Genomic DNA, 25,766 nt, shown 5'->3' with positions numbered 1-25,766 from the left:
AATCGGGAGAAAGTTGATGGACATCAGGAAGATCACCGGCACGTTCGCGGTGTCGCCGCAGATCCTGCCCGCCGAGGTCCCCGAGATCGCGGCTGCAGGCTATCGCTCCATCATCTGCAACCGACCCGATGCCGAGGGTGCCGACCAGCCGGGGCACGAGGAGCTTGCAGCAGCCGCCAAAAAGGCCGGCCTGAAGTTCCGGCACCTGCCGGTGACGCCCGGCATGGTCAGCGACGAAACGGCGGCGCAGTTCGGTGAGGCACTCGCCGAGTTGCCAGCCCCTACGCTGGCCTTCTGCCGCACCGGCACACGCTCGGCCACGCTCTGGTCTCTTTCACAGGCCAAGACCCGGCCGCTCCCGGAAATTCTCGCCGCGACAAAGGCGGCAGGATACGACATGAACGGTGTGGCGCGCCGCATCGCCAACGGAGGCAAGACGCCGACGGATGTGACCGATGCAAGCTATGACGTGGTGATCGTCGGCGCGGGCGCAGCGGGCATTGCAACTGCCTCCTCGCTGAAGGCCCGAAAGCCGGACCTCGAGATCGCGGTGATCGACCCCGCCGACATCCACTACTACCAGCCGGGCTGGACGATGGTGGGGGGCGGTATCTTCGACGCCTCGGAAACAGCCAAGACCATGGGCAGCCTGATCCCGCGCGGCGTGCACTGGATCAAGTCTGCGGTGGCCGCCTTCGAGCCCAAGGACAATGCCGTGGTGCTCGACGGTTGTCGGGTGATCAAATACACACGCCTCGTGGTCTGCCCCGGCCTCAAGCTGGCCTGGGACAAGATCAAAGGGCTGGAAGACACCCTTGGCCGCAACGGGGTGACCTCGAACTACCGCTACGATCTGGCGCCTTATACATGGAAGCTCGTGCAAGGCCTGAAGAAGGGCCGCGCGATCTTCACGCAACCGCCGATGCCGATCAAATGCGCAGGTGCACCCCAGAAGGCCCTGTATCTCTCGGCCAACGCCTGGGAGCGTGCGGGCATGCTGAGTGACATCAGGATCGACTTCATGAATGCCGGCGGCGTGCTCTTCGGCGTCAAGGATTACGTGCCCGCGCTGATGAGCTACGTCGAGCGCTACAAGGCCAACCTGAACTTTTTCCACAATCTCAAGAGTATCGACGGTGAGGCCAGGACCGCGACCTTCTCCGTGACCCGGCCGGATGAAGAGCCGGTGGAGGTCACGGAAGAGTTCGACATGATCCACGTCTGCCCGCCGCAGGTCGCGCCGGACTTCATCCGCGTCTCGCCTCTGGCCGATGCGGCGGGATGGGTGGATGTTGACCAGTCGACGCTTCGCCACAAGGACTACGAGAACATCTGGTCGCTGGGCGACGTGATGAACGCGCCCAACGCAAAGACCGCTGCGGCCGCTCGCGTTCAGGCGGCCATCGTGGCTCAGAACCTCGCCGACGACATCGACGGACGCTCGCCCTCGGTCGTCTACAACGGCTACGGCTCCTGCCCGCTTACGGTGGAGCGCGGAAAGATCGTGCTGGCCGAGTTCGGTTACGGCGGCGCGCTGCTGCCGTCATTCCCGACATGGATGATCGACGGCACCAAGCCAACCCGCGCCGCATGGCTGCTGAAGGAGAAGGTGCTGCCGCCGGTCTACTGGAAGGCGATGCTGCGCGGCCGCGAGTGGATGGTGCACCCCGAGAAGGTCACGGCAAGCTGACCCAAACAGGGCCCGCGCCGCGCGGCTCGGGCCCCCGAAGAAAGATGAAGCCCATGTGGCTCCTGAAGAAATACATGCCGGTCTTCGACTGGGGTCGGGACTACTCGCGGGACACGCTCTCGAATGACCTGATCGCGGCGGTGATCGTCACGATCATGCTCATCCCCCAGTCGCTCGCCTACGCAATGCTTGCGGGGCTGCCACCGGAGGCCGGGATCTACGCCTCGATCGCGCCGATTATGCTCTACGCCATCTTCGGGACGTCGCGGGCGCTGGCCGTGGGGCCGGTGGCGGTGGTCTCTCTCATGACGGCAGCCACCATCGGGCAGGTCGCCGAGCAGGGAACTGCCGGCTATGCCGTGGCCGCACTGACGCTGGCGTTCCTGTCGGGAGGGATCCTTCTGCTGATGGGCGTCTTTCGCCTCGGGTTTCTCGCCAATTTTCTTTCGCATCCGGTCATTGCCGGGTTCATCACGGCGTCGGGCATCCTGATCGCCACGTCGCAGCTGAAGCATGTGCTGGGGGTGCCGGGTGGCGGACACAACCTCGTCGAGATGATCGGCGCCCTCGGTTCGCAACTCGATCAGGTGAACCCCATCACACTGGTGATCGGGGTCGCGGCAACGGCCTTCCTGTTCTGGGTGCGCAAGGGCCTCAAGCCTGCGCTGCTGCGAGCCGGGCTGAAACCCCGGATGGCGGACATCGCGACCAAGGCCGGGCCGGTGGCGGCAGTGGTGGCAACCACGCTGGCCACCTGGGCCTTCGCGCTCGACAGTCGCGGCGTGGCCATCGTCGGCACCGTGCCGCAATCGCTGCCGCCCCTCACGCTGCCCGATCTCTCTCCGAGCCTCGTGTCGGCACTCTTCGTTCCGGCCTTGCTGATCTCTGTCATCGGTTTTGTCGAATCCATCTCGGTCGCCCAGACCCTTGCGGCGAAGAAGCGCCAGAGAATCGACCCCGATCAGGAGTTGGTGGGCCTGGGTGCCGCCAACCTCGGCGCTGCCTTCACCGGCGGTTACCCTGTGACCGGTGGTTTTGCCCGTTCGGTCGTGAACTTCGATGCCGGTGCAGAAACCCCCGCGGCCGGCGCCTATACCGCCATTGGCCTTGCCATCGCTGCCTTGGCCCTCACCCCCCTGATCTACTACCTGCCCAATGCAACGCTCGCTGCCACCATCATCGTGGCCGTGCTGTCGCTTGTCGACTTCTCGGTGCTGAAAACCTCCTGGATCTACAACCGGGCCGATTTTGCCGCCGTTCTCGCCACTATCCTGCTGACCCTCGGCTTCGGCGTGGAAACCGGTGTGACGGCCGGCGTTCTGATCTCCATCGGGCTCTTCCTCAACCGCACGTCCAAGCCCCACATCGCCGAGGTGGGGCTCGTGCCGGGCACGCATCACTTCAGGAACGTCCTGCGCCACATGGTCGAGACCTCACCGACCCTGCTGACCATCCGCATCGACGAGAGCCTCTATTTTGCCAATGCGCGTTTCCTCGAGGACTACGTTTTGGACCGGGTGCTCAAGCGGCCAGAGCTGCGGGACGTGGTGCTCATGTGTTCGGCGGTCAACGAGATCGACCTCTCTGCGCTTGAATCTCTGGAAGCGTTGAACCGGCGCCTGAAGGACCTCGACGTGCGGCTGCACATGTCGGAGGTGAAGGGCCCGGTGACCGACCGGCTCGGGCGCACGCATTTCTTCGAGGAGCTTTCCGGCAACCTCTACCTGGCGCAATACGATGCCTACCGGGCGCTGGCTACACGGGCGCAAGCGGTCTGACGGCGAATCCTCAGCGGAGCAGAAACACCGGGGCTGGGCCGATAGGTGCCGGGCCGATCCGGGTTTGCCCGTTCTTGAAGTTGAGCGGAATGTCCAGCGTCCTGGGGCTGCCGGCCAGTTGGCTTGCCAGTTCGAGCGCAGTTGTGATCGTGCCCTCCCAATCCGCGGGGACCACGCCGGACGCGACGCCAACCGCGAGAATCTCGCGCCAGTTGGTCGCCTTTACCATTACCGCGCCTTCGGGCACCCCGGCGTCATCGACGTCAAAGCTGCCTGCCAGCTTCAGCTCCATCTGGCCCCACTTGGCTTCGGCCAGTCTGATTTCGACCCGGCGTGGCTGGGGGCGACTGCGCTCGATCGCGTAGCGGTCCCAGGGCGCGGAAAAGCGGATGGTCACATCGGCGGTGACGCTGTCGAGCGTGTCGGGCAGCATATCTGCTGCGTTCAACTCGGACAGCAGGCGCGAGGGCACCTGCCAGGCGCGGGCGGAGAAGCTGATCTGATGCAAGGTCGGGTCGGGAAAATCCTCGGGCAGGGTCCGCGTGGCCAGCCGCCCCTCCGTAAGGCGGCTCGCCCAGCCGGCGTCAGAGGTGACCTCGATCCCGTCCAGCTCGAAGCTCGACCGTTTGAGCGCAAGGGTGGTGGGGGTGAGCATGAGGCTGCCGCGCAGCCGTTCGGAGGTGATCTCGAGCCGCTCGAAGGGGGTTTGCAGGCTCTGGCTGTCCGGCCAGACGGCAATGACGTGGTAGGGTTTGTAGCTCAGCGCAAGGCTCTGGAAAAACGGCGCTGTCCAGGCCCAGCCGGTGGCCGGATCGGCCAATTGCAGGCCTCCGAGCTCAAGGTCGAACCGGTTGGGAAAGCCCCGGACCACCACGGCTTCGGCCTCGGCCTGCCACCCCTCGGCGCGCCGCTCCTCGAGCCAGCCGCGCACGGCCTTCTCCAGCGCCCAGGCTCCAACCGCCCAGTATCCGCCCCAAGCCAGCACGGCCACGAGGACCAGCACGATCATCCGGCGCAGCATCCATGCCCCTTTCGGTCTTGAACGCGATCTGGTTTACCGGGCCGAAGATGGAAAGGCGAGGCAGATGATACCTGACAGCGAATTGCCCAGCCCGCTTTGGGTGTTCGGCTATGGCAGCCTGCTGTGGAATCCCGGGTTCGAGGTGGCCGAACAGCGGCTGGCGCGGCTCGACGGCTATCATCGTGCGTTCTGCATGGCCTCGATTCACCATCGTGGAACGGAAGAGAAGCCGGGCCTCGTGCTGGCACTCGATGCCGCAGCCGGCGCTGCCTGCCAAGGCGTTGCCCTGAGGGTGGTGCCGGGGCAGGAGCCGGAGGTGCTGGCCGCGTTGCGCGAGCGCGAGCTGATCTCTTCGGCCTATTACGAGGCGGTGGTGACCCTGCGGGATGCCACCGAAAAACCCTTCAGCGCCCTGGCCTACGTGGTGGATCGCGATCACGTGCAGTATCGCGGCACTCTGAGCCTCGAAGAGCAGGCCGAGATCATCGCCAATGCGCACGGTGGGCGGGGGCCGAACACCGAGTATCTCTTCAATACGGCCGACCACCTCGTCGAACTCGGAATCGCCGACCCTGACCTCGCGTGGCTGGCCGCGCGGTTGCGCAACGAGGCGTGAGGCCTTTGTGATTGGCAAGGCAGGATGGCCCCCCTATCCTGCCGCCAACAAACACAGGGCGCCAACCCCGCATGAGCTTTTCAGAGGCCGAGACAGAGCCACATTTCTCCCAACCGGTGCGCCAGGTGGTGCAGATGCTTATCGTGCTCGGTCTGGTGGGCGTCGGGAGTTACCTGCTGCTGCCCACGGTGATGCCGGTCATCCTGGCGAACCTCTGGCTCAACGGGACGATCGGGCTGGTCTTCGTGGTCGGCGTGCTCACCTGCTTCTGGCAGGTCTACCAACTCGTGCGCTCGGTCGCTTGGCTGGAGGACTTTGCTCTGGAGCGCGAGGTGGGGCCCAAGGTGCCGCGCCTGCTGGCGCCTCTCGCTGCGCTCTTGCGGTCGCGGCGCGGGCGGATGCAGATCTCTGCCTCCTCGTCACGTTCGATCCTCGAATCGGTTGCCACGCGGATCGAGGAACTGCGGGACATCACGCGCTACCTCGTCAACCTGCTGATTTTCCTCGGCCTTCTTGGCACGTTCTACGGGCTCGCAACGACCGTTCCGGCGGTGGTTGAAACCATCCGCTCTCTGGCCCCGCAGGACGGCGAGGGCGGGGTCGAGGTGTTTGCGCGCCTGATGGGCGGGCTGGAGGCACAGCTTGGCGGCATGGGCACGGCCTTTGGTTCATCGCTGTTGGGCCTCGCCGGATCGCTGATCGTCGGCTTGCTGGAACTCTTCGCGTCGCATGGGCAGAACCGGTTCTACCGCGAGCTGGAAGAATGGCTCTCCTCCATCACCCGTGTTGCCTTTGCCGGGGCGGATGGCGAAACCTCGGAGCCCTCTTCGGTGGCGGGCATCCTTGATCACATGTCCGAACAGATGGAAGCGATGCGGGAGATGTTCACCCAGTCCGATGTGTCGCGCGCCCTGCTGGAGGAACGGATGGGTGATGTGGCGCAATCGGTCGAAAGGCTCGCCGGGACCCTTGCCGAGGAACGCGCGCCCGACCCGCTGCTGTTGCGGATTGCCGAGGCCAACGAGGCGTTGCTGAACAAGCTCGACGGAATGACCACCGGCGACGGCAGCGTGGACGCCGAAAGCCGGATGCGCCTGCGCTCGATCGACACGCAACTGCTTGCGATACATGAAGATATTGCAGCGGGCCGGCAGGAGAGCGTGGCTGGCCTGCGCGCGGATATCACGGCCCTGACCCGCGTCATCCGCGACGCCACGCGGAGGCCCGGCTGATGGCTCTTGCCCGGCGCAGCGGACAGAGGTTCTCGGCCTCGATCTGGCCGGGCTTCGTGGACGCGATGACGGCCCTGCTGTTGGTGCTGATGTTCGTGCTGTCGATCTTCATGATCGTGCAGTTCATGCTGCGCGAGACCATCACGGGACAAGAGAGCGAACTCAACGAGCTCGGAGCCGAGCTGGCCTCGCTGGCCGACGCGCTTGGGCTGGAGCGGGCGCGGGTGGAGGCGTTGCAAGGCGATGTAGCGAACCGGGACGCGGCGCTGACCGCGGCGCAGGAGGACGCCGCGCGGCAGGCGGCCTTGATTGCCTCGCTTCGAGGGCAGATCGCCTCTGGCCAGGAGGCGTTGCAGGATGCGCAGCAGAAGATCTCGGGGTTCGAGGCTCAGGTGGCGGCTTTGATCTCGGAGCGCGATGTGGCGCAGGGGCGGGGTGCGGCGCTGGCGGAGGAGCTTGCGGCGGTGGAGGCGGAGAAAACCTCGCTTGAACAGGCACTTGCCGCGGCGCGGACGGAGATCGACTCGCAGGTAGAGACAGCGCGGCTTGCTGCGGCGCGGCGTGAGGCGCTTGAGGCCCTGGTGGCCGAGCTGCAGGCGGAGAAGGTGGAAGCGGCGCGCGAAGTGGCGGGGCTGGAGGAACGGCTCACCGAAGAAGAGAAGGCGCGGCTGGCAGAAAGTGCGGCCGCTCAGGCACTTAGGGAGAGGTTGAAGGGGGCGGAGACCGAGCTGACCGCAATGACCCTGGCGCTTGAGGCCCAGCGGAAGAAGGCGGAGGAGACCCTGACCCTGCTTGCTGCGGCGCAAAGCGCCGAAGCGGACCTGAATGCCCGGCTGGCAGCCGCGCTGGCGGCGGTTTCTCGGCTCGAAATTCAAGCAGAATCAGGGGCTTCGGCCGCCGATGAGGCGGCGCGACTGGCGGGAGAACTGGCGGCGGCGCGGGCTGAGCTGGAGGCCTTGGGGGCGGCGCGAGGACAGGCCGAGGCGGCGCGGGATGCGCTGGCTGCGCGGGCCGATGCAGCCGAGGCCGAGGTTGCAGCGTTACGGGCCGAACTCTCTGAAAAAACGGAAGAAATCGCCGAGCTGAAAGCGGTCAGAGATGCGCTCGAGGCGGATGTGGGAGATGCCGCGGAGGTGCGGGAGCGGTTGGCGGCTGCTCTTGCGGCAAAGCTGGCGGCGGAGGGGCGGGCCGAGGCGGCGCTGACCGAGGCGGAACGCAAGGAGGCACTGCTCGCGCAGGCCAATAAAGAGTTGGAAAACAAGGAGGTAGCTTCTGCTGAGGGGCAGCGGAAGCTGGCGTTGCTGAACGAGCAGGTGGCGGCCTTGCGGGCGCAGCTCGGGGCGTTGCAGGGGGTCATTGATGCTGCGTCGCAGAAGGACCAGGAAACGCGCGTTCAGATCGAGTCGCTGGGCGCGCAGCTGAATGCCGCACTGGCCCGCGCGGCGGCTGAGGAACGGCGGCGCGCCGAGCTAGAAGCGGCGGAACGCAAGCGGCTGGAGGAGGCCCAGAAGGACCTCGAACAATACCGCTCGGAGTTCTTCGGGCGGATGAAGGAGGTGATCGGAAACACCGAGGGCGTGCGCATCGAGGGCGACCGTTTCGTGTTCTCTTCCGAGGTGCTCTTTCCGCCAGCACAGGCCGCGTTGTCGAACGAAGGACGTGTGGAAATTCAGAAGGTTACGAATATCCTGAGCGCCCTTGCCGCGGAGATCCCGCCCGAGATCGACTGGGTGATCCAGGTGGACGGGCACACCGACAACCAGCCGCTTTCGGGCTTCGGGGAGTTCGCCGACAACTGGGAACTGAGCCAGGCGCGGGCGCTTTCGGTGGTGCGGTTCATGAGCGAGAGCCTCGGCGTGCCGCCGGAGCGGCTGAGTGCCAACGGCTTTGGCGAATACCAGCCTCTCGACCCCGAAGACACGCCGGAAGCGCGGGCGCGGAATCGGCGGATCGAGCTGAAGCTGACGGAACGCTAAGGCATCGCCCGGTGGGTGTTGCGCCGCAACGCGGCGTGTCGTTAAGCGTAAAAAAGCACCGATACACAACCCATGCACAACCCATGCACAACCCATACATATGCGTGTGGCGCATACCGGCAGAAGTTAATGGACCGCGCCGCTGCCGGGTGGGACCTGCGGGTCGGCCGGAGCCTCACCCCCGGATGTAGCGGAAGATGGCGGAGGCACCCCAGCCCGCCGCGATGGCGATGGCCAGCGACAATAGGCCGTAGAGCAGAGGCTGCTCATGGGCCAGCACGTAGAGGAACCGCTCGAGACCGACCTTGGAGACGTGGATGGTGGTTGCGTGGCTCGACACCACCTCGCCGGCGCGGGTGAGGAAGATGCGGGTTGTGTAATTGCCTTCGGTCAGGTTGGCCGGAAGGGCGACATTGGCGCGAAACAGCGTGTCCTTCTGGATGGTGACGCCGCCCTCCTGCACCGCATAGGCACCCTCGTCGGTGCGGATGCGGATCAGGGCCTCGGAAAAATCGGCCGCGTTGCCGACCGTGGCCGGGGCCCCGACGGAGCGGATTGCCCTGTCGATGGTGATGCCGTGGCGCAGGTCTTCGGTGGCGGAGACCAGCTCGCGCAGCGGGCCGGTGGTGACGATCTGGTAGAAGCTGGGAGCACGGTCGACCTCGACCGCCTCCGTGTTGACCCAGATGCCGGCTCTCCAGGCCTTCTTGCGGACGAGCACGGGGGTGGAGGGCCCGGCGATGGTGATGACCACGCCAAGATCGCCCGCGGGCGACACCGGGTAGTTGCGGCGGACCGCCCCGAAGATGAGGATCTCGGAGCCGTCGAAGGTGGCGTTGATGCCGACGCGGCTTTGCGAGAGGTCGGCCACCACCTCCTCGGCGGCCTGCGCCGGGAGGGCCAGAAGGCAGAGGGCGATGAGCCAGCGCATCAGACCGGCCTCAGCGGGGTGAGGGAGAACAGCTCGGAGGGCTGGAGCAGGAGGTCGAGCGCGAGCTTGCCGCAGACCAGCAGCACCAGTGCCGCCAGGGCGATGCGGAGCTGCTCGGCCTTCATCATGGTGCCCAGCCGGGTGCCCACCTGCGCCCCGACGACACCGCCCACGAGCAGCAGCACGGCGAGGACCATGTCGACCGTCTGGTTGGTGGTGGCGTGGAGCAGGGTGGTGAAGGCGGTGACGAAGATGATTTGCAGCAGCGAGGTTCCGATGACGACCTTGGTGGGCATGCCCAGCAGGTAGATCATGGCGGGCACCATGATGAATCCGCCGCCCACGCCCATGATGGCGGCGAGCAGCCCCACGGAGAGGCCCACCAGCACCGGCGGGATGACCGAGATGTAGAGCCCGGAGGTGCGGAATTTCATCTTGAGGGGCAGGTTGTGCACCCAGTTGTGCTTGCGCCGGGGCGGCAGGGCACCGCCGCGGGTGCGGCGCAGGGCGCGCAGGCTCTCGACGAACATCAGTGCGCCGATGATGCCGAGGAAGATGACGTAGCAGAGAGTGACGAGCAGATCGACCTGGCCGACCTGGCGCAGGATGTTGAAGATCAGCACCCCGATGGCCGCGCCGACGAGGCCGCCTGCCAGCAGCACCAGCCCCATGCGGATATCCACCGTCTTTCGCCTGAGGTGGGCGAGCACGCCGGAGATGGAGGAGGCGACGATCTGGTTGGCGGAGGTGGCCACGGCCACGGCGGGCGGGATGCCCACGAAGAACAGCAGCGGCGTGATCAGAAACCCGCCGCCGACCCCGAACATGCCCGACAGAATGCCGACCACTCCGCCGATGCCGAGGAGCAGGAAGGCGTTGACCGATACCTCAGCGATGGGGAGGTAGAACTGCATGGCTATCGTAGTGCGACAAAGCCGCGGCGCTGTCCAGTGCCGCAGTGCGGCGTTCAGAGGGTCTTGAGAAAGGCGCGCAGGATCTCTTCGAGTTTCGCGGCGCCGAGGGGGGCCATCGCCTTGGTATGCTCGTGGCTGATCTTCTCGTCGGACATGCCGGCGGCCATGTTGGTGATGGTCGAGATCGCGGCGACCCGCATGTGCAGGAAACGGGCCAGGATGACTTCGGGCACGGTGGACATGCCGACGGCGTCGGCGCCCAGGGTGCGGATGGCGCGAATCTCGGCCGGGGTTTCGAAGGAGGGGCCGGAGTACCAGGCGTAGGTGCCCTCTTCGAGCGGAATGTTCCGGGCCTTGGCGGCCGCCTTGAGGGCGGTGCGGAGCGCCGGGTCGTAGGCCTCGGTCATCGGGACGAAGCGGGCATCCGACGGCTCGCCGATGAGCGGATTGAGGCCGGAGAAGTTGATGTGATCGGAGAGCAGCATCAGGTCGCCCGGCGGGATATCGGGGCGCATGGAGCCGGCGGCGTTAGTGAGCAGAAGCGTGTCGCAGCCGAGCGCCTTGATGGTTTCGAGCGGCAGGCGCATGGCGGCGGGGTTGCCGGCCTCGTAGTAGTGTGCCCGGCCGCCGAGCACCGCCACACGGACGCCCTCGAGCGTGCCGATGACCAGCTTGGGGTTGTGCCCCGAGACGCCGGCGTGGGGAAAGCCCTCGAGCGCGGCGTAGTCGATGGACACCCCCTTGACCTCCTCCGCGAGGTGGCCGAGGCCGGAGCCCAGGATGAGGGCCAGCCTGGGCGGGGTGCTGCCCGCATCCAGCTTGATCTTGGCGGCGAGCTCAGCGCTCCTTGACATAGGGTTCGCCTCCGGCGCGGGGTGGGATGGCCTTGCCGACGAAGCCGGCGAGGATCACCACCGTGAGGATGTAGGGCAGCGACTGCATGAACTGCACCGGGAGCTGGAAGCCCAGCACGGTGATGTTCTGGAAGCGGTTGTCGATGGCGAAGAAGAGGCCGAAGAGCAGGCAGGCGTAGAGCGCATACCACGGCCGCCACTTGGCGAAGATAAGGGCGGCCAGCGCGATGTAGCCGCGGTCGGCTGTCATGCCCTTGGTGAAGCCGGCCTGGATGGCGGTGGAGAGGTAGGCGCCGGCGATGCCGCAGAGCAGGCCGCAGATCGCCACGGCGGCGAAGCGGAGCGTGACGACCGAGACGCCCGCGGTATCGACCGCTTCGGGGTTCTCGCCCACGGCGCGCAGCCGCAGGCCGAAGCGGGTGCGGTAGAGGATCCACCAGGTGATCGGAACGGTCAGGAAGCCGAGGTAGACCAGGATCGAGTGGCCGGAGATCAGCTCGGAGTAGACCTGCTGGAGCGGGCCGGCCTCACGGATGTCGCGGATGCGGGTGAGGGCCCCGGGCAGGTCGATGTTGTCGAACCGGGCGGCGCCGGAGAGCGAGTGGGTGCGCCCGCCCTGGCCGAACCAGTCCTGGGCGATGAGCACGGTGAGGCCGAGCGCGAGGAAGTTGATCGCGACGCCGGAGATCAGCTGGTTGCCGCGGAAGGTGATGGAGGCGACGCCGTGGACCGCCGAGAGCACCATGGAGGAGCCGATGCCCGCGAGCAGCCCGACCCAGGCGGAGCCGGAGGTATAGGCGACCGCCGCAGAGAAGAAGGCGGCCATGAGCATCTTGCCCTCGAGCCCGATGTCGAAGATGCCCGCGCGTTCGGAGAACAGCCCGGCGAGGCAGGCCAGAAGCAGCGGGATGGCGAGGCGGATGGTGCCGTCGAGAACCTGGAGGATCGTCAGAAAGTCCATGGGTTACCTCGAAGTCGCCAGCGTGAACGCGAAAGGGGAGAAGAGCACGCCGAGCGTGGCGTCCACCGGGCGGCGGGCGCGGGGGCAGGCGGCCCGGGCGGGGGCCGTCGTGCGTCCGCGGTGCATGGAGATGGCCGGGCCGGGCGAGGCGGCGGCCGGGACGCCGGGGGGGAGGGGGAGAAGATCGCTCATGGCTGCTTCACCGTGCCTTCGGGCGAGTGGTCCGGCCGGGCCGGGCCGGGCGGCGGGGGCGCGGTGGTCGGGGGCTCCTTGCCCTTGCGCAGGTGCAGGAAGAGGTTGGCGAGCGGCGCACGCACCATGTTGTCGAGCGCGCCGGTGAAGAGGATCACGAGGGCCTGGATCACGGTGATGAGCTCACGGGGGATCGAGGTCCAGAGCGCCAGTTCGGCGCCGCCCTGGTAGAGGAAACCGAAGAGCAGCGCCGCGAGGAACACGCCGAAGGGGTGGTTGCGGCCCATCAGGGCCACCGCGATTCCGATGAAGCCAGCCCCCTCGACCGAGTTCAGCACCAGCCGCTCCTGCTCGCCCATTGCGGTGTTCACCGCCATCAGGCCGGCCAGGCCGCCGGAGATGATCATGGCGATCACGGTGATCCGGATCGGCGAGATGCCGGCATACTTTGCCGCGGTCTCGGATTGGCCGAAGGCGCGGATCTGAAAGCCCAGCCGGGTCCGCCAGAGCAGGAACCAGACGGCGAAGCAGGCAAGGATGGCGACGAGGAAGGTGACGTTGACAGAGTCGTCGCGGGCCGCATTGAAGCCCAGGTCGGTCAGCACCGAGTTCAGCGTGGGCAGGTCATAGGCGGCGTCGAACTTGGCGGAGGCCGGATCGGACTGGCCGGCCGGCTTGAGGGTGTTCGAGAGCATGTAGTTCAACAGGCCGGCCGCCATGAAGTTGAACATGATCGTGGTGATGACGATGTGGCTGCCGCGCGCGGCCTGAAGGTACGCCGGGATCATCGCCCAGAGCGCGCCGAAGGCGGCGGCGCCGATCATGGCGGCCAGCAAGGCGAGCGACCAGTGCGGAAAGGGGATGTAGAGCAGCACCAGCGCCACCCCGAGACCGCCCAGCATGGCCTGCCCCTCGCCGCCGATGTTGAACAGCCGGGCATGGAAGGCGACCGAGACGCAAAGCCCGGTGAAGATGAAGTTGGTGGCGTAGTAGAGCGTATAGCCCCAGCCCCGCACCCCGCCGACCGAGCCGTCGACCATGATGGAGACCGCCTTGATCGGGTTCTCCCCGATGGCGAGGATGACCACGGCCGAGAGGATGGCGGCGAGGATGAGGGAGATGAGCGGGACGAGGAAGACCTCGGCCCATTTCGGCATCACGTCCATGTCAGGCGGCCTCCCCCTGCACGCCGGCCATCAGCAGGCCGAGTTCTTTTTCGTTGGTCTCCGCAGGCAGGCGCTCGCCCATGATCTGCCCGTCGAACATGACGGCGATCCGGTCGGAGAGCGACATGATTTCGTCCAGTTCGACCGAGACCAGAAGGATGGCCTTGCCCTCGTCGCGCAGGCGCACGATCTGCTGGTGGATGAACTCGATGGCGCCGATGTCCACGCCGCGGGTGGGCTGGCCGATCAGGAGCAGGTCGGGGTTGCGCTCGATCTCGCGGGCGAGGACGATCTTCTGCTGGTTGCCGCCCGAGAAGTTCTTGGCCGCCAGCAGCGGGTTGGGCGGGCGCACGTCGAAGCGGGCCATCTTCTCTTCGGTGTCGGCGCGGATGGCGGCGTTGTCCATCGTCAGCCGGTTCTTCTGGTATTTCGGGTCGTTGTGATAGCCGAAGGCCATGTTCTCCCAGGCCTGGAAGTTCAGGATCAGGCCCTCGCGGTGGCGGTCTTCAGGAACATGGGCGATGCCACGGCGGCGGCGCGACTGGCCGTCGGAGCTGGATCCGGTCAGGTCGATCTCCTGGCCGTTCATGCGGATGGTGCCGGTGGCCTTGCAGTAGCCGCCCAGAACCTCGAGCAGCTCGGACTGGCCGTTGCCGGCGACGCCCGCGATGCCGAGGATCTCGCCGGCGCGAATGTCGAAGGAAATCCCGCGCAGCTTTTGCACGCCCTTGTCGTCGGTGACCTTGAGGTCGCGGACCTCGAGCACGGTCTCGCCGGGGGTTGCGGGCGTCTTGTCGACGCGGAGCAGCACCTTGCGCCCGACCATCAGCTCGGCCAGTTCCTCGGGCGAGGTGGTGGCGGTTTGCACCGTGGCCGTCATCTCGCCGCGGCGCATGACCGAGACGGTATCGGTGATCTCCATGATCTCGCGCAGCTTGTGGGTGATGAGGATCACCGTCTTGCCCTCGGCCTTGAGGCGCTCGAGGATGCGGAAGAGCTGGTCGGCCTCGGCGGGGGTCAGCACGCCGGTGGGCTCGTCGAGGATCAGGATCTCGGCCTGGCGGTAGAGCGCCTTGAGGATCTCGACGCGCTGCTGCATGCCCACGCCGATATCCTGGATCACCGCGTCGGGGTCGATCTTGAGGCCGTATTCGGCGGCGAGCGCGGTCAGCTCCTTGCGGGCCTTGGCGAGCGAGGGGCCGAGCAGGGCCCCGTCTTCGGCGCCGAGAACCACGTTCTCCAGCACTGTGAAATTCTGCACCAGCTTGAAGTGCTGGAAGACCATTCCGATGCCGGCGGCGATGGCAGCCTGGCTGTCGGGGATGAGGGTGGGCTTGCCGCCGATCAGGATCTCGCCGGCGTCGGCCTTGTAGAAGCCGTAGAGGATGGACATGAGGGTGGACTTGCCGGCGCCGTTTTCGCCGATAATCCCGTGGATCGCACCCCGCTTGACCGAGAGCGAGATGTCCTTGTTGGCCTGCACCGGCCCGAAGGCCTTGGAGATGCCTCTGAGTTCGATGGCGGGCGCCTGTTCTGCGGCCATGATTGTCCCCCGGTCTTCTGGCTTGGAAAGGGCCGCGGACGGTTTCCCGGCGCGGCCCTCCCCTTTTTTGGTTCAGCGGTGCACGCGGCTTACATCGCCGGGCAGGAGCTGTCGGTCTCGTAGTTGTGGACCTCGATCTCGCCGGCGAGGATCTTGGCCTTCGCCTCTTCGACGGCGGCCTTCATCTCTTCGGTGATCAGCTCGGCGTTGTTTTCGTCCACCGCATAATCGACGCCGCCTTCGGCGAGGCCGAGGGCCACGAGGCCGGGCTCGATGCCGTCGGCGCCGGCGGTGAAGGCGTCATAGACGGCCACGTCGACGCGCTTGAGCATCGAGGTGAGCACGGAGCCGGGGTGCAGGTGGTTCTGGTTGCTGTCGACGCCGATCGAATAGATGCCCTCGTCGGCGGCGGTTTGCAGTACGCCCACGCCGGTGCCGCCGGCCGCGGCATAGACCACGTCGGAGCCCTGCGAGATCTGGGCCTTGGTCAGCTCCGAGCCCTTGACCGGGTCGTTCCAGGCGGCCGGGGTGGTGCCGGTCATGTTCTGGATGATGGTCGCGTCGGGGTTGGCGGCCTTCACGCCCTGGGCGTAGCCGCAGGCGAACTTGTGGATCAGCGGGATGTCCATGCCGCCGACGAAGGACACGGTGCCCGACTCCGAGGCCATGCCCGCGAGCATGCCGACCAGGTAGGAGCCTTCCTGCTCCTTGAACACCACCGAGCGCACGTTGGGCGCATCGACCACGCCGTCGATGATGACGAACTTGGTGTCGGGGTAGTCGGGGGCCACTTCGCTGAGCACGGTGGAGAAGGCGAAGCCGGTCATGACGATGGGGTTGGCGCCATCCTCGGCGAGGCGGCGAAGCGCCTGCTCACGCTGGGCCTCGGACTGCATCTCGATCTCGGCGAAGCTGCCGCCGGTCTCTTCGGCCCATTTGGTGGCCCCGGTGAAGGCGCTTTCGTTGAAGGATTTGTCGAACTTGCCGCCGAGGTCGAAGATGATCGCCGGATCGGCCAGCACGGCACCGGCGCTGAGCGCGACGGAAGCGGTGGCGGCGAGAAGAGCGCGCGCGAGTTTCATGGTTGGGGTCTCCCGTTGGTTATTCTCCGCGCCCGCAGCGCGGCTGCGCAGGGGCTTCGGAGTTTATGGATTACCCACGAATAAGGCCGCAGGTGCAAGAGGCGGTCAACCGCTTTTTCTGCACCGCAACGTCACTTGGCGGTGCGCCCCGGGTGCGGGAGCATGGCGGGGCCTGGCCCGGCCTAGAGGGCGCGGGTCAGCACGAGGGCGTCGGCGCGGGTGCCGTCAGGGGCGTGGTAATAGGCGCGGCGGCGGCCGATCTCGCTGTAGCCGGTTGCGGCGTAGAGGGCGAGGGCCGGGGCATTGGTTGCGGCGACCTCGAGCAGCGCCGTGCTGGCGCCACGGGCCCTGGCCTCGGCGTGGAAGCGGTCCATCAGCGCCCGGCCCAGACCCGCACGACGGGCGGAGGGGGCGACGGCGAGGGTGAGCAACTCCACCTCGGCCCCGGCGCATTGACCGAGGGCGAAACCGGCCTTGTCGGCGACCAGGAACACGCTCTCGCGCGCCAGCAGCGCCGCGAACTCCGCGGCACGCCAGGGCCGGGGGGTGGTGAAGCAGGTTGCGTGCAGCTCCGCCAGCGCCTCGGGGGTCATTCGACGATCTCGGGCGGCGCGTCGCGTGCGGGCGCGGCATCGGGCGCCTTCACATAGAGCGGCGCGGGGCGCGGCACCGGTCCCTGCGCGCGGGCCAGGAGCGTGGCGGCGCGGGTGACGAGGCGGTGCGGCAACTGCGGAACGCTCTCGGGCAGATCGCCGGTGCGGGCGACCAGCCGGGGCGGGCCAGAGGGCGCGCCGGCGGCGAAATCCTGGGCATAGGCCATGTCGCGCGGGGCGGGGAGCAGGACGGTGCCGCTCTCGGCCTCGCGGGCCAGCTCGAAGCTGGAGACGCCCACCGCCGGAATCCCCAGCCCCAGCGCAAGGGCGCGGGCGGCAGAGACCGAGATGCGGATGCCGGTGAAGTTGCCGGGCCCGATGCCGACGCCGAGGGCGGTGAGGTCCTGCCAGGCGAGGCCCGCCTGCGAGAGCAGGCTCTCGAGGATCGGCATGAGGTTTTCGGCCTGCCCGCGCTTCATGGGCTCGAAACGCTCGGCCACCACGACAGCGCCATGCAGAACGGCCCCCGCGATGTGGGGGCCGGATGTGTCGAAGGCAAGAAGGGCAGGCTCGGGCGAGGCCACGGATCTGGCGGAGCGCGTCAGGCCGCGACGGGGCGGACTTCGGTCACTTCGGGGATGTAGTGGCGGAGAAGCTGCTCGATGCCCATCTTCAGCGTCAGCGTGGAGGAAGGGCAGCCGGCGCAGGCGCCCTGCATGTGCAGGTAGACGACGCCGCGCTCGAAACCGTGGAAGGTGATGTCGCCGCCGTCCTGGGCCACGGCGGGGCGCACGCGGGTGTCGAGCAACTGCTTGATCTGCTCGACGATCTCGCCGTCTTCGCCCTCGTGGATCGCATGGGCGGCGGCAGGGGCGGCATCGGAGGCCAGCACCGGCTCGCCCGATTGCACGTGCTCCATGATCGCGCCGAGGATGGCGGGCTTGAGGTGATCCCACTCGTTGCCGTCCGCCTTGGTGACGGTCACGAAATCATGGCCGAGGAACACGCCGGTCACGCCGGAGACGGCGAAGATGCGCTGGGCCAGCGGCGAGCCGGAGGCGGCCTCCGGCGTGGGGAAATCGGCGGTGCCGGCCCCCATCACCTCCTGCCCGGGCAGGAACTTGAGGGTGGCGGGGTTGGGCGTGGATTCGGTCTGGATGAACATGGCGCGCAGTCCTTTCGGGGTTGCGGCATATATGCGCCTCGAGGGCGGGCGGGTCAAGTTTTGGAATGATTCTAAATCCGGCCCGGCAGGCTACGGGTTGCGCGCCCACTCCAGCGCCCCTTCGAAGGCATCGCGAGCCAGAGGGCCGGGGTGATGGACGAAGTGGTAGACCGGCGTGGCGTCGGCGTGGCAGCACGCGGGCAGCGCGGGCGGCGGCGGCACCGGCCGGTGGGGCAGGGCGTTGAGGCGGAGCAGTTCGGCCCAGGTGCCGGGGCGGAGAGGGGTAACGCTGCGGGTCTCGCGCATGTCATTGGCCGGGTGTGCGGGCTCCAGCACGGCGGCGGTGTCGGTGGCGTAGATCCGGGTTTCGCGCTGGGGATAGAGATTGTCTCCGGGGATGAGGCTCACCGCGTAGGGCGTGCCCTCGGGCGGGAGCGCGGGGGCGGAGAGGCAGGCCGCGAGGGGCAGGATCAGCAGGGAGAGGAGCAGGGCGCGCACGGGGCCTCGGAGGGTCTTGGGGGCTTGCGCCCAGCAAAGCCGGAGCCCGGGGCCGGAATCAAGCTGCGAGGCGTGCCGTGCCGCCGGGCGGTGGCGGGCCCTTCAGGTGATGCTCTCCAGCCGCTCCTTGGACAGTTCGCCCGGCACGATCGTGATGGGAAAGTCGAGGGCGCCGGCGTTTCTGGTGAGCTGGGTGACCAGCGGGCCGGGGCCGTTCTTGCCGGTGCCGGCGCCCAGCACCAGCACGCCGATGTCCTTGTCTTCGCGGCATTGGGCGAGGATCTGGTCGACCGGTTCGCCCTCGCGGATGACCAACTCGGGGTCGACGCCCTGGCGGTCGCGCATCCACTTGGCGAAGACCTCGAAGTGGGCCTCGATCCGCTCGCGGGCCTCGGCGCGCATCACGTCTCCGACGCCGATCCAGTGGTTGAACTCGTCGGGCGGGATGATCGACAGGATCTCCACGCCGCCGCCTGTCTTGGCGGCGCGCATGGCGGCGAAGCGCATGGCATTGAGACATTCGCGGCTGTCATCCAGCACGACGAGGAACTTGCGCATCAGGGTGGCCCTCCTTGCGGGCGGATCATGGCCCGGAGACCGGGCGGTGGCAATGGCGCGTTAGCGATCGGGCGGCGGCGGTGTGCGGCCATGGTGGATGGCGAAACCCGACAGGATCAGCGCCAGGATCACGAGGCGGCTGACGTGGGCGGCGGCAACGAAGCTCGGGTCGGCCCCGGCCGCGGCGCCGACGATGATCATGGTTTCCAGCCCGCCGGGTGCGAAGGCGATGAGCACGTCGAGGAAAGGCAGGCCCGAGACGCGGGCCGCGGCCAGCGCGAAGAGGGCGGCCAGGACGGCGGAGGCGCCGACGGCCACGATGGATGCGGTCAGGTCTCGCAGGACCTCGGGCCCGGTGATGCCGCGGAAGCGCGAGCCGATGAGGCTGCCCATGACGACAAGAACGGTTTGCGAGAGCCAGCCGGGCAGGCTGCCCTCGGCCAGCCCGGAGAGCTTTACGCCTGCGCCCACTGCCATGGCGCCGATCAGCAGCGGCGCGGGCATGCGGAGCCTGCCGAGCAGAAGACCGAGCACCACGGCGGCGGCGACCTGCGGCACGATCATCAGCCAGCTCTCCGTCAGCTCGGCGGTGGGCAGGCCCGGCCCGATGGGCACCCCCGCGAGCCGGGTTGCAAACGGGACGGTGAGGGTGAGGATCAGCACGCGGAAGGAGGCCATCAGCACCGGGCGGATCAGCGGCAGGCCCAGCCCCTCGGTCAGCGCCACCACCATGGACAGGTGGCCCGGTGCGGCCGCAAGAAAGCCCTCTGGCCGGGAGAAGGCGAACCAGCGGCAGAGCACCTCGCGGATGAGGAAGGGCGTGGCCAGGGTGAGCGCCGCGAGCAGCACGAAGGCTCCGGGCCAGGAGGCCATGGCGCCGAGGCTGTCGGGGGTGACGAGCCCGCCGACGGTGAGGCCGATGAGGACGAAGCAGGCATCGCGCAGGCGGTTGTGAATGGCGGCCTCGACCCCGACGAAGCCGGCGCAGGCCACGGCGATGGCCGGCCCGGCCAGAAAGGCCAGCGGCATGCCCACCGCCCAGGCAAGGGCCGCGCCGAGGGCGCCGATGGCGAGGGTCTGGACGTTGACGCGCAGCGCCGGCAGGGCGGGGCTCATCGTCCGGACAGCGCCCAATCCCAGTAGAGCTCGCGGGTGCGGCGGGTTACCGGCCCGTGCTGGTAGTGGGTGCCGTCGAACTCGGTGACCGGGGTGACCTTCATCAGGTTGCCGGAGAGAAACACCTCGTCCGCCGCGCGGAAGTCGTCGAAGGTGAGCACGGTCTCGTGGACCTTCACCCCGTCGGCCCGCAGGTTGGCGATGTGCCGCGCGCGGGTGATGCCCGACAGGAAGGTGCCGTTGGCGATGGGGGTGAAGACCTCGCCGTCCTTCACCATGAAGGCGTTGGCGGTGGCGCTTTCGGCCACGTTGCCCATGGCGTCGGCCACCAGCGTGTTGTCGTAACCCCTGGACTTGGCCTCGGCCAGCATCCGGGCGTTGTTGGGATAGAGGCAGCCCGCCTTGGCGTTGCACACCGAGCTCTCGATCACCGGGCGGCGGAAGCGGGTGGTGGTGAGGCGCACGGTGGCCTCGGGCGGCGCCATCGGCACCTCTTCGAGGCAGAGCGCGAAGCCTGCGGGCGCGTCGGCGGGCAGGATGCCCATGTGGCCGCCGTCGATGCCCCAGTACATCGGGCGGATGTAGACCGCGGCGTCCTTCGGATAGAGCTTGAGGCCCTCCCAGGCGATCTCGAGCATCGCCTCGGTGGAGACGGTGGGCCGCAGCATCAGCGCCTCGGCAGAGCGGTTCACGCGGGCGAGGTGGGCCTCGAGGTCGGGGGCGACGCCGTCGATGAAGCGGGCGCCGTCGAAGACGGTGGTGCCGAGCCAGGAGCCGTGGTCGGCGGCGCGCATGATCATCACGTCGCCCTCGTGCCAGCTGCCGTCGTAATAGGTGCGGATGTTGGTTCCGGTTGCCATGGGGGGCCTCCTTCTTGCGGCGCGACCGTAGGACCGCGGCGCGGGGAGGTCCAGAGCGGATGGCCCCCGGCCTGGGGCGGGCCGGGGGCGAAGAGCCTGCAGGTCTCCGGGGGACAGGAGCTGGGCAGCTCTATCCTTCGGCGGTGATCGGGCGCAGGCGGGGTGCCATGCGCCGGACGAGGGGCCGCCTCGGGCGGAAGCGGGCGATATGGGGACAGGCCGCGCTCCCTTGGCACCATGCTAGGGGCACGAGGAATCGTTGGGGTGACGGTTTGGTGACGGGGGTGTGACATGCGGGGCGGATGGGGCATGTATCGGGGGAACCATCTGGGGAGGATTCGGGATGTTCATTCGATGTGCGTTCTTCAAGGGGTTGATAAAGCAGGGAAAAGAGGAGGAGTTCCACGCCTATTGGCGGGAGAACCTGGTGCCGCTGTGGTCGGCGTTTCCGCACCTGCTGGAACTGCGGGTGATGCGCGACGTGGAGAGCGACGACGAGGAGAGCCGGTTTCCGCTCGTCATGGCGATGCGGTTTGCCGAGCGGGCGCATATCGCCGAGGCCCTGGCCTCGCCAACCCGTTGGGAAAGCAAGGAAGTTTCAAAACCGCTGATCGAGATGCTGGAGGGGCACGTGATCCATACGGTGTTCGAAACGGACCAGTTTTGAGCGGCATCTTCCGGCCGTCAGGCGGCGGCTGGACGATGCGTCAGGGTTTTGCGCCCGAGGGCGGAAACCGGCGAGAAGGCAGGGATACACAACCCATGCACAACCCATGCACAACCTATGCATACGCGGTTTTTGCACAGGGGAGGGGCGTGGGGTGGTTAATGGTGCGGGACGGTGGGGTGGGCAGAATTGGTGCACACTGACGTGGCCAATGTCTCATGTGGGGGTTCTCGATGATGCCGCGAGAAAGATCGTTCTCCTGAGGCGCGGGCAGACGGTTGCTGTCAGTAACCTCGATGGGCTTCACCGATACTAAAGGTTTGATGCATACAACATGCTGAGCTAGAAGAAGGCTTGAGCACTAGGGAAAGAACGATGAACGCAGCGGATGACCTCACCCGATTCCTGGGCGACGACAGATTTGCCACCGTGATGGCTGATCCGCCGTGGCGTTTCCAGAACCGCACTGGCAAGATTGCACCCGAGCACAAGCGTCTCGCCCGGTACCCTACAATGACACTTGACGAGATATGCGCTCTTCCAGTTGCGGATCATATCGAAGACCGCGCGCATTGCTATCTTTGGGTTCCGAATGCCCTTCTCCCTGAAGGGTTGCAGGTGCTGAAGGCGTGGGGCTTTGAATACAAGTCAAACATAGTTTGGGAAAAGGTTAGAAAAGATGGCGGGCCCGATGGTCGCGGCGTCGGATTCTACTTCCGCAACGTGACTGAAATCCTACTGTTCGGAACGCGGGGCAAGAACGTGCGCACGCTCGCGCCGGGCAGGTCTCAGGTCAATTTTATCGAAGCTGAAGAGCCTGAAAGCGACCTTCTGAAAACCCGAAAGCGGGAGCACAGTCGCAAGCCGGATGAGCAGTATAGGATCATCGAGGAGTGCTCATGGGGGCCGTTTCTTGAGTTGTTCGGTCGTGGCGTTCGGGAAGGTTGGACGGTATGGGGTAATCAGGCGGATGCTGATTACAAGCCGAGCTGGAAAACCTATGCTTACAACTCTTCCGTGAGTGCTGCTGAATAAGGTGAGTAAGAGGCGCAGTAGCACTTGGATTGGAAAGCATTAGAAAGCCGTCCGGGGTCTTTTTCTAAGAACTTCGGCTGGGGGGATGCCCCGGGCTTGGGTTTGTTGCATCGGGTAATCAACGCGGTTTTCTCTGATGGTCTGATGCCCGTTCCCAGAGATGCCGCGCGGAAGATAATCGCACAGCATGCGGACGGCGACCCGCTCGTGCCTCTCAATTTCTTTCTCTATAATCAGGTAGTAGAGGGGGAGAGCTATATTATCCCTGACCAATTAGTACTCGAGGCATTGGCCGGCGAGCATGACCAGTCGTTTGACCGTTTGGCAATGTGCGCACTGAATTTTAGTCGAGTTGGAACTTGGGACCGTGCGCGCCCGTTTCAGTCACATCCTGCTCCTTGGGCGAGGCGCTTCGTGGTTGAGGAAGTCTGGAATGGCCACCAGTGGGATGTGAGCAAAATAACGTCTGATAAAATTGAGGAGTTTTTCTCTTCCGGGGCGATGATCTACAGTGCTGCATCCCCAAGAAAGTTTGCCACGAACCTGCACTATCTTTATCAGCAATCCAGTCTTCTCGGATTGACCGGATCCGAGCGAGAAGACTGGTGGTCAAGCGCGCTCTTCCTATTCTTGGATCGCTGCATTTTTGAACGGGAGATTAGCCTTGAAATGTCAGCGCAAGAAATTCTGACCTTTGTGGAGGCGGAAGACTTTTGGGCGCTGACTGCAGCCGATCCGGCGCTCGCCTATTACGCGGCTTTTTCGGTGATCGAGGAATACCTCGATTTGGGAGGGCCGGCCCGCTTGGACGATATGGAATGGAACGGTGGGACTGTTGAAGCTGCATCGAATACAAGCCCTCGTCGAACCGGTTCTCCGAGACTTTCTTCCCATAGGGATATTACCAAACGCAAAAAGCCAACCGATTTGACCTTAACAGTTGTGCAGCGGGCCTATGCTCAGGCGCAACAGCAAGTCAGAAACCGGCTACACGCGGAATGGGTTAAGAACCTATATGATAATCGCTGTGCGATCTGCGGGATCGCACTGAAAGTCGATCCGACTGGGAAGACGTACTCTGAGGCAGGGCACGTGAAGCCGGTAGGCGACCCGTTTAAAGGACCTGATCACCTCAAGAATATTCTTCCATTTTGCCCGAACCATCACAAAGCGTTCGACCAAGGTGGAGTGTGGATTCACCCGAACGAAGGCAACCCGATTGTCCGTAGCGCCACCGGCGACACGGAGATCAATGGCAGGAAGTTAGAGATTTTAGCTGAACACGGCTTCGGTGTTGAGTATGCAGAATGGCACGCGAAGTATTTCCGACACATTCAGTGAAGCACGTCTGTCGACATCTTCATGAATGACCGACACGGATGTGGCTCTTGCAGTGTGCCGCGAAGGTTGTTTCCCGCACGACGCACATAGAGACTGCCTTTGGCCATGTTTTCAGCCGTCCTTCACAGATTCACAAAGGGGTAGGCGGATTGCCCACCCACCCCCTCAACTCCGCACCAGCCCCACAATCTCATAGGTCCGCTCCAGCACCGGCGCCGCGATCTCCCGCGCCCGATCCCGTCCAACCGCCAGCAACCGGTCGATCTCGGCGGGGTCGGCCATGAGCCGGCGCATTTCGTCGGAGATCGGCGCCAGCTTGTCCACGGCCAGATCGGCCAGGGCGGGTTTGAACTGGCCCCAGCCGGCGCCGGCGTATTCGGCGATGACCGACTCCTGGGTGCCGCCGGAGAGGGAGGCGTAGATGTCGACGAGGTTCTTGGCCTCGGGGCGGTCCTTCAGGCCCTCGGGGCTCTCGGGCAGGGGGGCCGGGTCGGTGCGGGCCTTCTTGAACTTCTTGGAGATGGTGTCGGCATCGTCGAGCATGTTGATCCGCTCCATGTCGGATTCGCCGGACTTGGACATCTTCTTGGAGCCGTCGCGCAGGTTCATCACGCGCATGCCGGGGCCCTCGATCACCGGCTCGGTCATCGGGAAGAACTCGACGCCGTAGTCGTGGTTGAACTTGGCGGCGATGTCGCGGGTCAGCTCGACGTGCTGCTTTTGATCCTCGCCCACGGGGACGTGGGTGGCGTGGTAGAGCAGGATGTCGGCGGCCATCAGGGAGGGGTAGGCGTAGAGACCGAGCGAGACCTTCTCGGCATTGGCGCCGGCCTTCTCCTTGAACTGGGTCATCCGGTTCATCCAGCCGACGCGGGCGACGCAGTTGAAGATCCAGGCGAGCTGGGTGTGCTCGGGGACCTGGGACTGGTTGAAGAGGATGGAGCGCGCCGGGTCGATGCCCGACGCCAGCATGCCGGCGGCGACCTCGTGGGTGGCGGCGCGCAGATCGGCCGGGTCCTGCCAGACGGTGATGGCGTGGAGGTCGACGACGCAGTAGATGCTCTGCGTCCCCTCTTCCTGCATCTCGACCCAGCGCTTGATGGCGCCGAGGTAGTTGCCGAGCGTCAGCCCGCCGGAGGGCTTGATGCCGGAGAAGATGCGGGGGGTGAACTGGGTGTCGGCCATGAGGTGCCTCGTCTGGTCAATTCTGCCCTGCTCGCTTACCCATGGCGCTCGGAAAGTTCAACAAGGGGTCGTCATGGACTGGGATCACAACGCCTCGCCGTTCAACGCGGTGCCGCCGGTGGTGCTGGCGCTGGTCGGGCTGATGGGGGCCGCGGAACTGTGGTTTGCGCTGAGCCAGGCGGGGATCGTGGGCAGCACGCGGGGTGGCGATGACGCCCGGATCTTTGCGCTGCAGCGGTTTGCGTTTTCGGGCGAGATCATGGGGATGATGGTGGAGCGCGGGGAGTATCCGCCGAGCCAGCTGATGCGGCTGGTGACCTATCCCTTCGTGCATGGCGGGTTCACCCACATGGTCTTTGCCGGGGTCTTCACGCTGGCGCTGGGCAAGATGGTGGGGGAGATCCTGGGGCAGGTGGCGGTGGCGGCGCTGTTCTTTGCCGGGGTGCTCGCGGGGGCTGTCGCGTTCTGGCTACTGGCGCCGGGCGGGGCGCTTTATGGCGCGTTTCCGGGGGCCTATGCGTTGATCGGCGGCTATACCTACATCATGTGGGTGCATCTGGGGCGGATGGGCGAGAGCCAGTACCGGGCGTTCGGCCTGATCGGGATCCTGCTGGTGTTCCAGCTGGTGTTCGGCGTGCTGTTCGGTTCCGGGTCCGACTGGATCGGGGATATCGGCGGGTTCCTGGCCGGGTTGTTCCTCAGCGTGCCGCTGGCGCCGGGCGGCTGGCAGCGGCTGATGGCGCGGCTGCGGCGGAGGTAGCTTGACGGGCGGAGAGGGCGGGGCGATGGTGC

25 protein-coding genes are annotated in these 25,766 nt (G+C 66.2%); 9 read left to right on the top strand and 16 right to left on the bottom strand.

What is annotated here, in order from left to right:
* Nucleotides 1-16 precede the first annotated feature (16 nt).
* Both BUR94_RS14980 and BUR94_RS14975 read left to right on the top strand, forming a co-directional pair.
* The gene (locus BUR94_RS14980) at nucleotides 17-1,690 is read left to right on the top strand and encodes a bifunctional protein tyrosine phosphatase family protein/NAD(P)/FAD-dependent oxidoreductase (RefSeq protein WP_074256992.1); all 1,674 of its coding nucleotides are present in this window, start codon (nucleotides 17-19) and stop codon (nucleotides 1,688-1,690) included.
* Nucleotides 1,691-1,743: 53 nt separating this feature from the next.
* Nucleotides 1,744-3,468 (top strand): SulP family inorganic anion transporter, encoded by a 1,725-nt coding sequence (locus BUR94_RS14975; protein ID WP_074256991.1) that lies wholly within the window; start codon nucleotides 1,744-1,746, stop codon nucleotides 3,466-3,468.
* A 10-nt stretch (nucleotides 3,469-3,478) separates the two neighbouring features.
* On the opposite strand, the gene BUR94_RS14970 is transcribed toward BUR94_RS14975, so the two are convergent.
* Nucleotides 3,479-4,489 (bottom strand): DUF2125 domain-containing protein, encoded by a 1,011-nt coding sequence (locus BUR94_RS14970; protein WP_074256990.1) that lies wholly within the window; start codon nucleotides 4,487-4,489, stop codon nucleotides 3,479-3,481.
* Nucleotides 4,490-4,553: 64 nt separating this feature from the next.
* Here BUR94_RS14970 and BUR94_RS14965 point away from each other — a divergent pair, with 64 nt between their 5' ends.
* The 3 genes from BUR94_RS14965 to BUR94_RS14955 all read left to right on the top strand — a co-directional run bounded on the left by BUR94_RS14965 (nucleotide 4,554) and on the right by BUR94_RS14955 (nucleotide 8,313).
* A complete protein-coding gene (locus tag BUR94_RS14965) occupies nucleotides 4,554-5,105 on the top strand; it encodes a gamma-glutamylcyclotransferase (protein ID WP_074256989.1) in 552 nt (183 codons plus the stop codon).
* 71 nt (nucleotides 5,106-5,176) lie between these two features.
* Nucleotides 5,177-6,337 carry a biopolymer transporter ExbB gene (locus BUR94_RS14960; protein ID WP_074256988.1) on the top strand — a complete coding sequence of 387 codons (1,161 nt, stop codon included), beginning with the start codon at nucleotides 5,177-5,179 and terminating at the stop codon, nucleotides 6,335-6,337.
* Nucleotides 6,337-8,313 carry a peptidoglycan -binding protein gene (locus BUR94_RS14955; RefSeq protein WP_074256987.1) on the top strand — a complete coding sequence of 659 codons (1,977 nt, stop codon included), beginning with the start codon at nucleotides 6,337-6,339 and terminating at the stop codon, nucleotides 8,311-8,313. The genes BUR94_RS14960 and BUR94_RS14955 overlap by 1 nt, the downstream gene beginning before the upstream one ends.
* 175 nt (nucleotides 8,314-8,488) lie before the next feature.
* Here BUR94_RS14955 and BUR94_RS14950 read toward each other — a convergent pair whose 3' ends face one another.
* The 14 genes from BUR94_RS14950 to BUR94_RS14880 form a co-directional block, all read right to left on the bottom strand.
* The gene (locus BUR94_RS14950; RefSeq protein ID WP_074256986.1) at nucleotides 8,489-9,244 is read right to left on the bottom strand and encodes a TIGR02186 family protein; all 756 of its coding nucleotides are present in this window, start codon (nucleotides 9,242-9,244) and stop codon (nucleotides 8,489-8,491) included.
* On the bottom strand, nucleotides 9,244-10,158 hold the full coding sequence (locus BUR94_RS14945) for a sulfite exporter TauE/SafE family protein (RefSeq protein ID WP_074256985.1): 915 nt from the start codon (nucleotides 10,156-10,158) through the stop codon (nucleotides 9,244-9,246). The genes BUR94_RS14950 and BUR94_RS14945 overlap by 1 nt, the downstream gene beginning before the upstream one ends.
* Nucleotides 10,159-10,211: 53 nt before the next feature.
* Nucleotides 10,212-11,012 carry a purine-nucleoside phosphorylase gene (locus BUR94_RS14940; RefSeq protein WP_074256984.1) on the bottom strand — a complete coding sequence of 267 codons (801 nt, stop codon included), beginning with the start codon at nucleotides 11,010-11,012 and terminating at the stop codon, nucleotides 10,212-10,214.
* Nucleotides 10,996-11,973 (bottom strand): ABC transporter permease, encoded by a 978-nt coding sequence (locus BUR94_RS14935; RefSeq protein ID WP_074256983.1) that lies wholly within the window; start codon nucleotides 11,971-11,973, stop codon nucleotides 10,996-10,998. Before BUR94_RS14935 ends, BUR94_RS14940 begins: the two co-directional genes overlap by 17 nt.
* Nucleotides 11,974-12,161: 188 nt before the next feature.
* Nucleotides 12,162-13,331 carry an ABC transporter permease gene (locus tag BUR94_RS14925; protein WP_074256981.1) on the bottom strand — a complete coding sequence of 390 codons (1,170 nt, stop codon included), beginning with the start codon at nucleotides 13,329-13,331 and terminating at the stop codon, nucleotides 12,162-12,164.
* A 1-nt stretch (nucleotide 13,332) separates the two neighbouring features.
* Nucleotides 13,333-14,874, bottom strand: coding sequence for an ABC transporter ATP-binding protein (locus BUR94_RS14920; protein ID WP_074256980.1), 1,542 nt, complete (start codon nucleotides 14,872-14,874; stop codon nucleotides 13,333-13,335).
* A gap of 89 nt (nucleotides 14,875-14,963) precedes the next feature.
* Nucleotides 14,964-15,956 carry a BMP family lipoprotein gene (locus BUR94_RS14915; RefSeq protein ID WP_074256979.1) on the bottom strand — a complete coding sequence of 331 codons (993 nt, stop codon included), beginning with the start codon at nucleotides 15,954-15,956 and terminating at the stop codon, nucleotides 14,964-14,966.
* A gap of 182 nt (nucleotides 15,957-16,138) precedes the next feature.
* The gene (gene rimI, locus BUR94_RS14910) at nucleotides 16,139-16,549 is read right to left on the bottom strand and encodes a ribosomal protein S18-alanine N-acetyltransferase (RefSeq protein ID WP_074256978.1); all 411 of its coding nucleotides are present in this window, start codon (nucleotides 16,547-16,549) and stop codon (nucleotides 16,139-16,141) included.
* Nucleotides 16,546-17,133: a tRNA (adenosine(37)-N6)-threonylcarbamoyltransferase complex dimerization subunit type 1 TsaB gene (gene tsaB, locus BUR94_RS14905; RefSeq protein WP_074256977.1), complete on the bottom strand. Its 588-nt coding sequence runs from the start codon at nucleotides 17,131-17,133 to the stop codon at nucleotides 16,546-16,548. The genes rimI and tsaB overlap by 4 nt, the downstream gene beginning before the upstream one ends.
* Before the next feature lie 17 nt (nucleotides 17,134-17,150).
* Nucleotides 17,151-17,714: a NifU family protein gene (locus BUR94_RS14900; protein ID WP_074256976.1), complete on the bottom strand. Its 564-nt coding sequence runs from the start codon at nucleotides 17,712-17,714 to the stop codon at nucleotides 17,151-17,153.
* A gap of 90 nt (nucleotides 17,715-17,804) precedes the next feature.
* Nucleotides 17,805-18,212: a hypothetical protein gene (locus tag BUR94_RS14895; RefSeq protein WP_074256975.1), complete on the bottom strand. Its 408-nt coding sequence runs from the start codon at nucleotides 18,210-18,212 to the stop codon at nucleotides 17,805-17,807.
* Nucleotides 18,213-18,314: 102 nt separating this feature from the next.
* A complete protein-coding gene (locus tag BUR94_RS14890) occupies nucleotides 18,315-18,770 on the bottom strand; it encodes a universal stress protein (protein WP_074256974.1) in 456 nt (151 codons plus the stop codon).
* A 60-nt stretch (nucleotides 18,771-18,830) separates the two neighbouring features.
* Nucleotides 18,831-19,886: an AbrB family transcriptional regulator gene (locus BUR94_RS14885; protein ID WP_074256973.1), complete on the bottom strand. Its 1,056-nt coding sequence runs from the start codon at nucleotides 19,884-19,886 to the stop codon at nucleotides 18,831-18,833.
* The gene (locus tag BUR94_RS14880; protein WP_074256972.1) at nucleotides 19,883-20,746 is read right to left on the bottom strand and encodes a branched-chain amino acid aminotransferase; all 864 of its coding nucleotides are present in this window, start codon (nucleotides 20,744-20,746) and stop codon (nucleotides 19,883-19,885) included. Before BUR94_RS14880 ends, BUR94_RS14885 begins: the two co-directional genes overlap by 4 nt.
* 343 nt (nucleotides 20,747-21,089) lie before the next feature.
* Between BUR94_RS14880 and BUR94_RS14875 the strand changes: the two genes are divergently transcribed.
* From BUR94_RS14875 to BUR94_RS20305, 3 genes are all read left to right on the top strand, one after another.
* Nucleotides 21,090-21,413 carry a putative antibiotic biosynthesis monooxygenase gene (locus tag BUR94_RS14875; RefSeq protein WP_074256971.1) on the top strand — a complete coding sequence of 108 codons (324 nt, stop codon included), beginning with the start codon at nucleotides 21,090-21,092 and terminating at the stop codon, nucleotides 21,411-21,413.
* A gap of 375 nt (nucleotides 21,414-21,788) precedes the next feature.
* On the top strand, nucleotides 21,789-22,448 hold the full coding sequence (locus tag BUR94_RS14870) for an MT-A70 family methyltransferase (RefSeq protein ID WP_074256970.1): 660 nt from the start codon (nucleotides 21,789-21,791) through the stop codon (nucleotides 22,446-22,448).
* A 24-nt stretch (nucleotides 22,449-22,472) separates the two neighbouring features.
* Nucleotides 22,473-23,789 carry an HNH endonuclease gene (locus BUR94_RS20305; protein ID WP_139301294.1) on the top strand — a complete coding sequence of 439 codons (1,317 nt, stop codon included), beginning with the start codon at nucleotides 22,473-22,475 and terminating at the stop codon, nucleotides 23,787-23,789.
* Between the two features lie 165 nt (nucleotides 23,790-23,954).
* Here BUR94_RS20305 and trpS read toward each other — a convergent pair whose 3' ends face one another.
* Nucleotides 23,955-24,974: a tryptophan--tRNA ligase gene (gene trpS, locus BUR94_RS14860; RefSeq protein WP_074256968.1), complete on the bottom strand. Its 1,020-nt coding sequence runs from the start codon at nucleotides 24,972-24,974 to the stop codon at nucleotides 23,955-23,957.
* Between the two features lie 73 nt (nucleotides 24,975-25,047).
* On the opposite strand from trpS, the gene BUR94_RS14855 reads away from it, so the two are divergent.
* Nucleotides 25,048-25,734, top strand: a complete 687-nt coding sequence (locus BUR94_RS14855; protein WP_074256967.1) for a rhomboid family intramembrane serine protease — start codon at nucleotides 25,048-25,050, stop codon at nucleotides 25,732-25,734.
* Nucleotides 25,735-25,766: the final 32 nt, after the last annotated feature.

The organism is Vannielia litorea (assembly GCF_900142295.1).
GTDB lineage: Bacteria > Pseudomonadota > Alphaproteobacteria > Rhodobacterales > Rhodobacteraceae > Vannielia > Vannielia litorea.
The sequence above is the reverse complement of the archived record's forward strand: the minus strand, read 5'-3'. Positions and strand labels throughout refer to the sequence as shown.

Bases quoted from the DNA above. Each gene is read 5' to 3' on its own strand.
- BUR94_RS14980 (WP_074256992.1), top strand. From the start codon at position 17: ATGGACATCAGGAAGATCACCGGCACGTTCGCGGTGTCGCCGCAGATC.
- BUR94_RS14975 (WP_074256991.1), top strand. From the start codon at position 1,744: ATGTGGCTCCTGAAGAAATACATGCCGGTCTTCGACTGGGGTCGGGAC.
- BUR94_RS14970 (WP_074256990.1), bottom strand. From the start codon at position 4,489: ATGCTGCGCCGGATGATCGTGCTGGTCCTCGTGGCCGTGCTGGCTTGG.
- BUR94_RS14965 (WP_074256989.1), top strand. From the start codon at position 4,554: ATGATACCTGACAGCGAATTGCCCAGCCCGCTTTGGGTGTTCGGCTAT.
- BUR94_RS14960 (WP_074256988.1), top strand. From the start codon at position 5,177: ATGAGCTTTTCAGAGGCCGAGACAGAGCCACATTTCTCCCAACCGGTG.
- BUR94_RS14955 (WP_074256987.1), top strand. From the start codon at position 6,337: ATGGCTCTTGCCCGGCGCAGCGGACAGAGGTTCTCGGCCTCGATCTGG.
- BUR94_RS14950 (WP_074256986.1), bottom strand. From the start codon at position 9,244: ATGCGCTGGCTCATCGCCCTCTGCCTTCTGGCCCTCCCGGCGCAGGCC.
- BUR94_RS14945 (WP_074256985.1), bottom strand. From the start codon at position 10,158: ATGCAGTTCTACCTCCCCATCGCTGAGGTATCGGTCAACGCCTTCCTG.
- BUR94_RS14940 (WP_074256984.1), bottom strand. From the start codon at position 11,012: ATGTCAAGGAGCGCTGAGCTCGCCGCCAAGATCAAGCTGGATGCGGGC.
- BUR94_RS14935 (WP_074256983.1), bottom strand. From the start codon at position 11,973: ATGGACTTTCTGACGATCCTCCAGGTTCTCGACGGCACCATCCGCCTC.
- BUR94_RS14925 (WP_074256981.1), bottom strand. From the start codon at position 13,331: ATGGACGTGATGCCGAAATGGGCCGAGGTCTTCCTCGTCCCGCTCATC.
- BUR94_RS14920 (WP_074256980.1), bottom strand. From the start codon at position 14,874: ATGGCCGCAGAACAGGCGCCCGCCATCGAACTCAGAGGCATCTCCAAG.
- BUR94_RS14915 (WP_074256979.1), bottom strand. From the start codon at position 15,956: ATGAAACTCGCGCGCGCTCTTCTCGCCGCCACCGCTTCCGTCGCGCTC.
- rimI (WP_074256978.1), bottom strand. From the start codon at position 16,549: ATGACCCCCGAGGCGCTGGCGGAGCTGCACGCAACCTGCTTCACCACC.
- BUR94_RS14900 (WP_074256976.1), bottom strand. From the start codon at position 17,714: ATGTTCATCCAGACCGAATCCACGCCCAACCCCGCCACCCTCAAGTTC.
- BUR94_RS14890 (WP_074256974.1), bottom strand. From the start codon at position 18,770: ATGCGCAAGTTCCTCGTCGTGCTGGATGACAGCCGCGAATGTCTCAAT.
- BUR94_RS14885 (WP_074256973.1), bottom strand. From the start codon at position 19,886: ATGAGCCCCGCCCTGCCGGCGCTGCGCGTCAACGTCCAGACCCTCGCC.
- BUR94_RS14880 (WP_074256972.1), bottom strand. From the start codon at position 20,746: ATGGCAACCGGAACCAACATCCGCACCTATTACGACGGCAGCTGGCAC.
- BUR94_RS14875 (WP_074256971.1), top strand. From the start codon at position 21,090: ATGTTCATTCGATGTGCGTTCTTCAAGGGGTTGATAAAGCAGGGAAAA.
- BUR94_RS14870 (WP_074256970.1), top strand. From the start codon at position 21,789: ATGAACGCAGCGGATGACCTCACCCGATTCCTGGGCGACGACAGATTT.
- trpS (WP_074256968.1), bottom strand. From the start codon at position 24,974: ATGGCCGACACCCAGTTCACCCCCCGCATCTTCTCCGGCATCAAGCCC.
- BUR94_RS14855 (WP_074256967.1), top strand. From the start codon at position 25,048: ATGGACTGGGATCACAACGCCTCGCCGTTCAACGCGGTGCCGCCGGTG.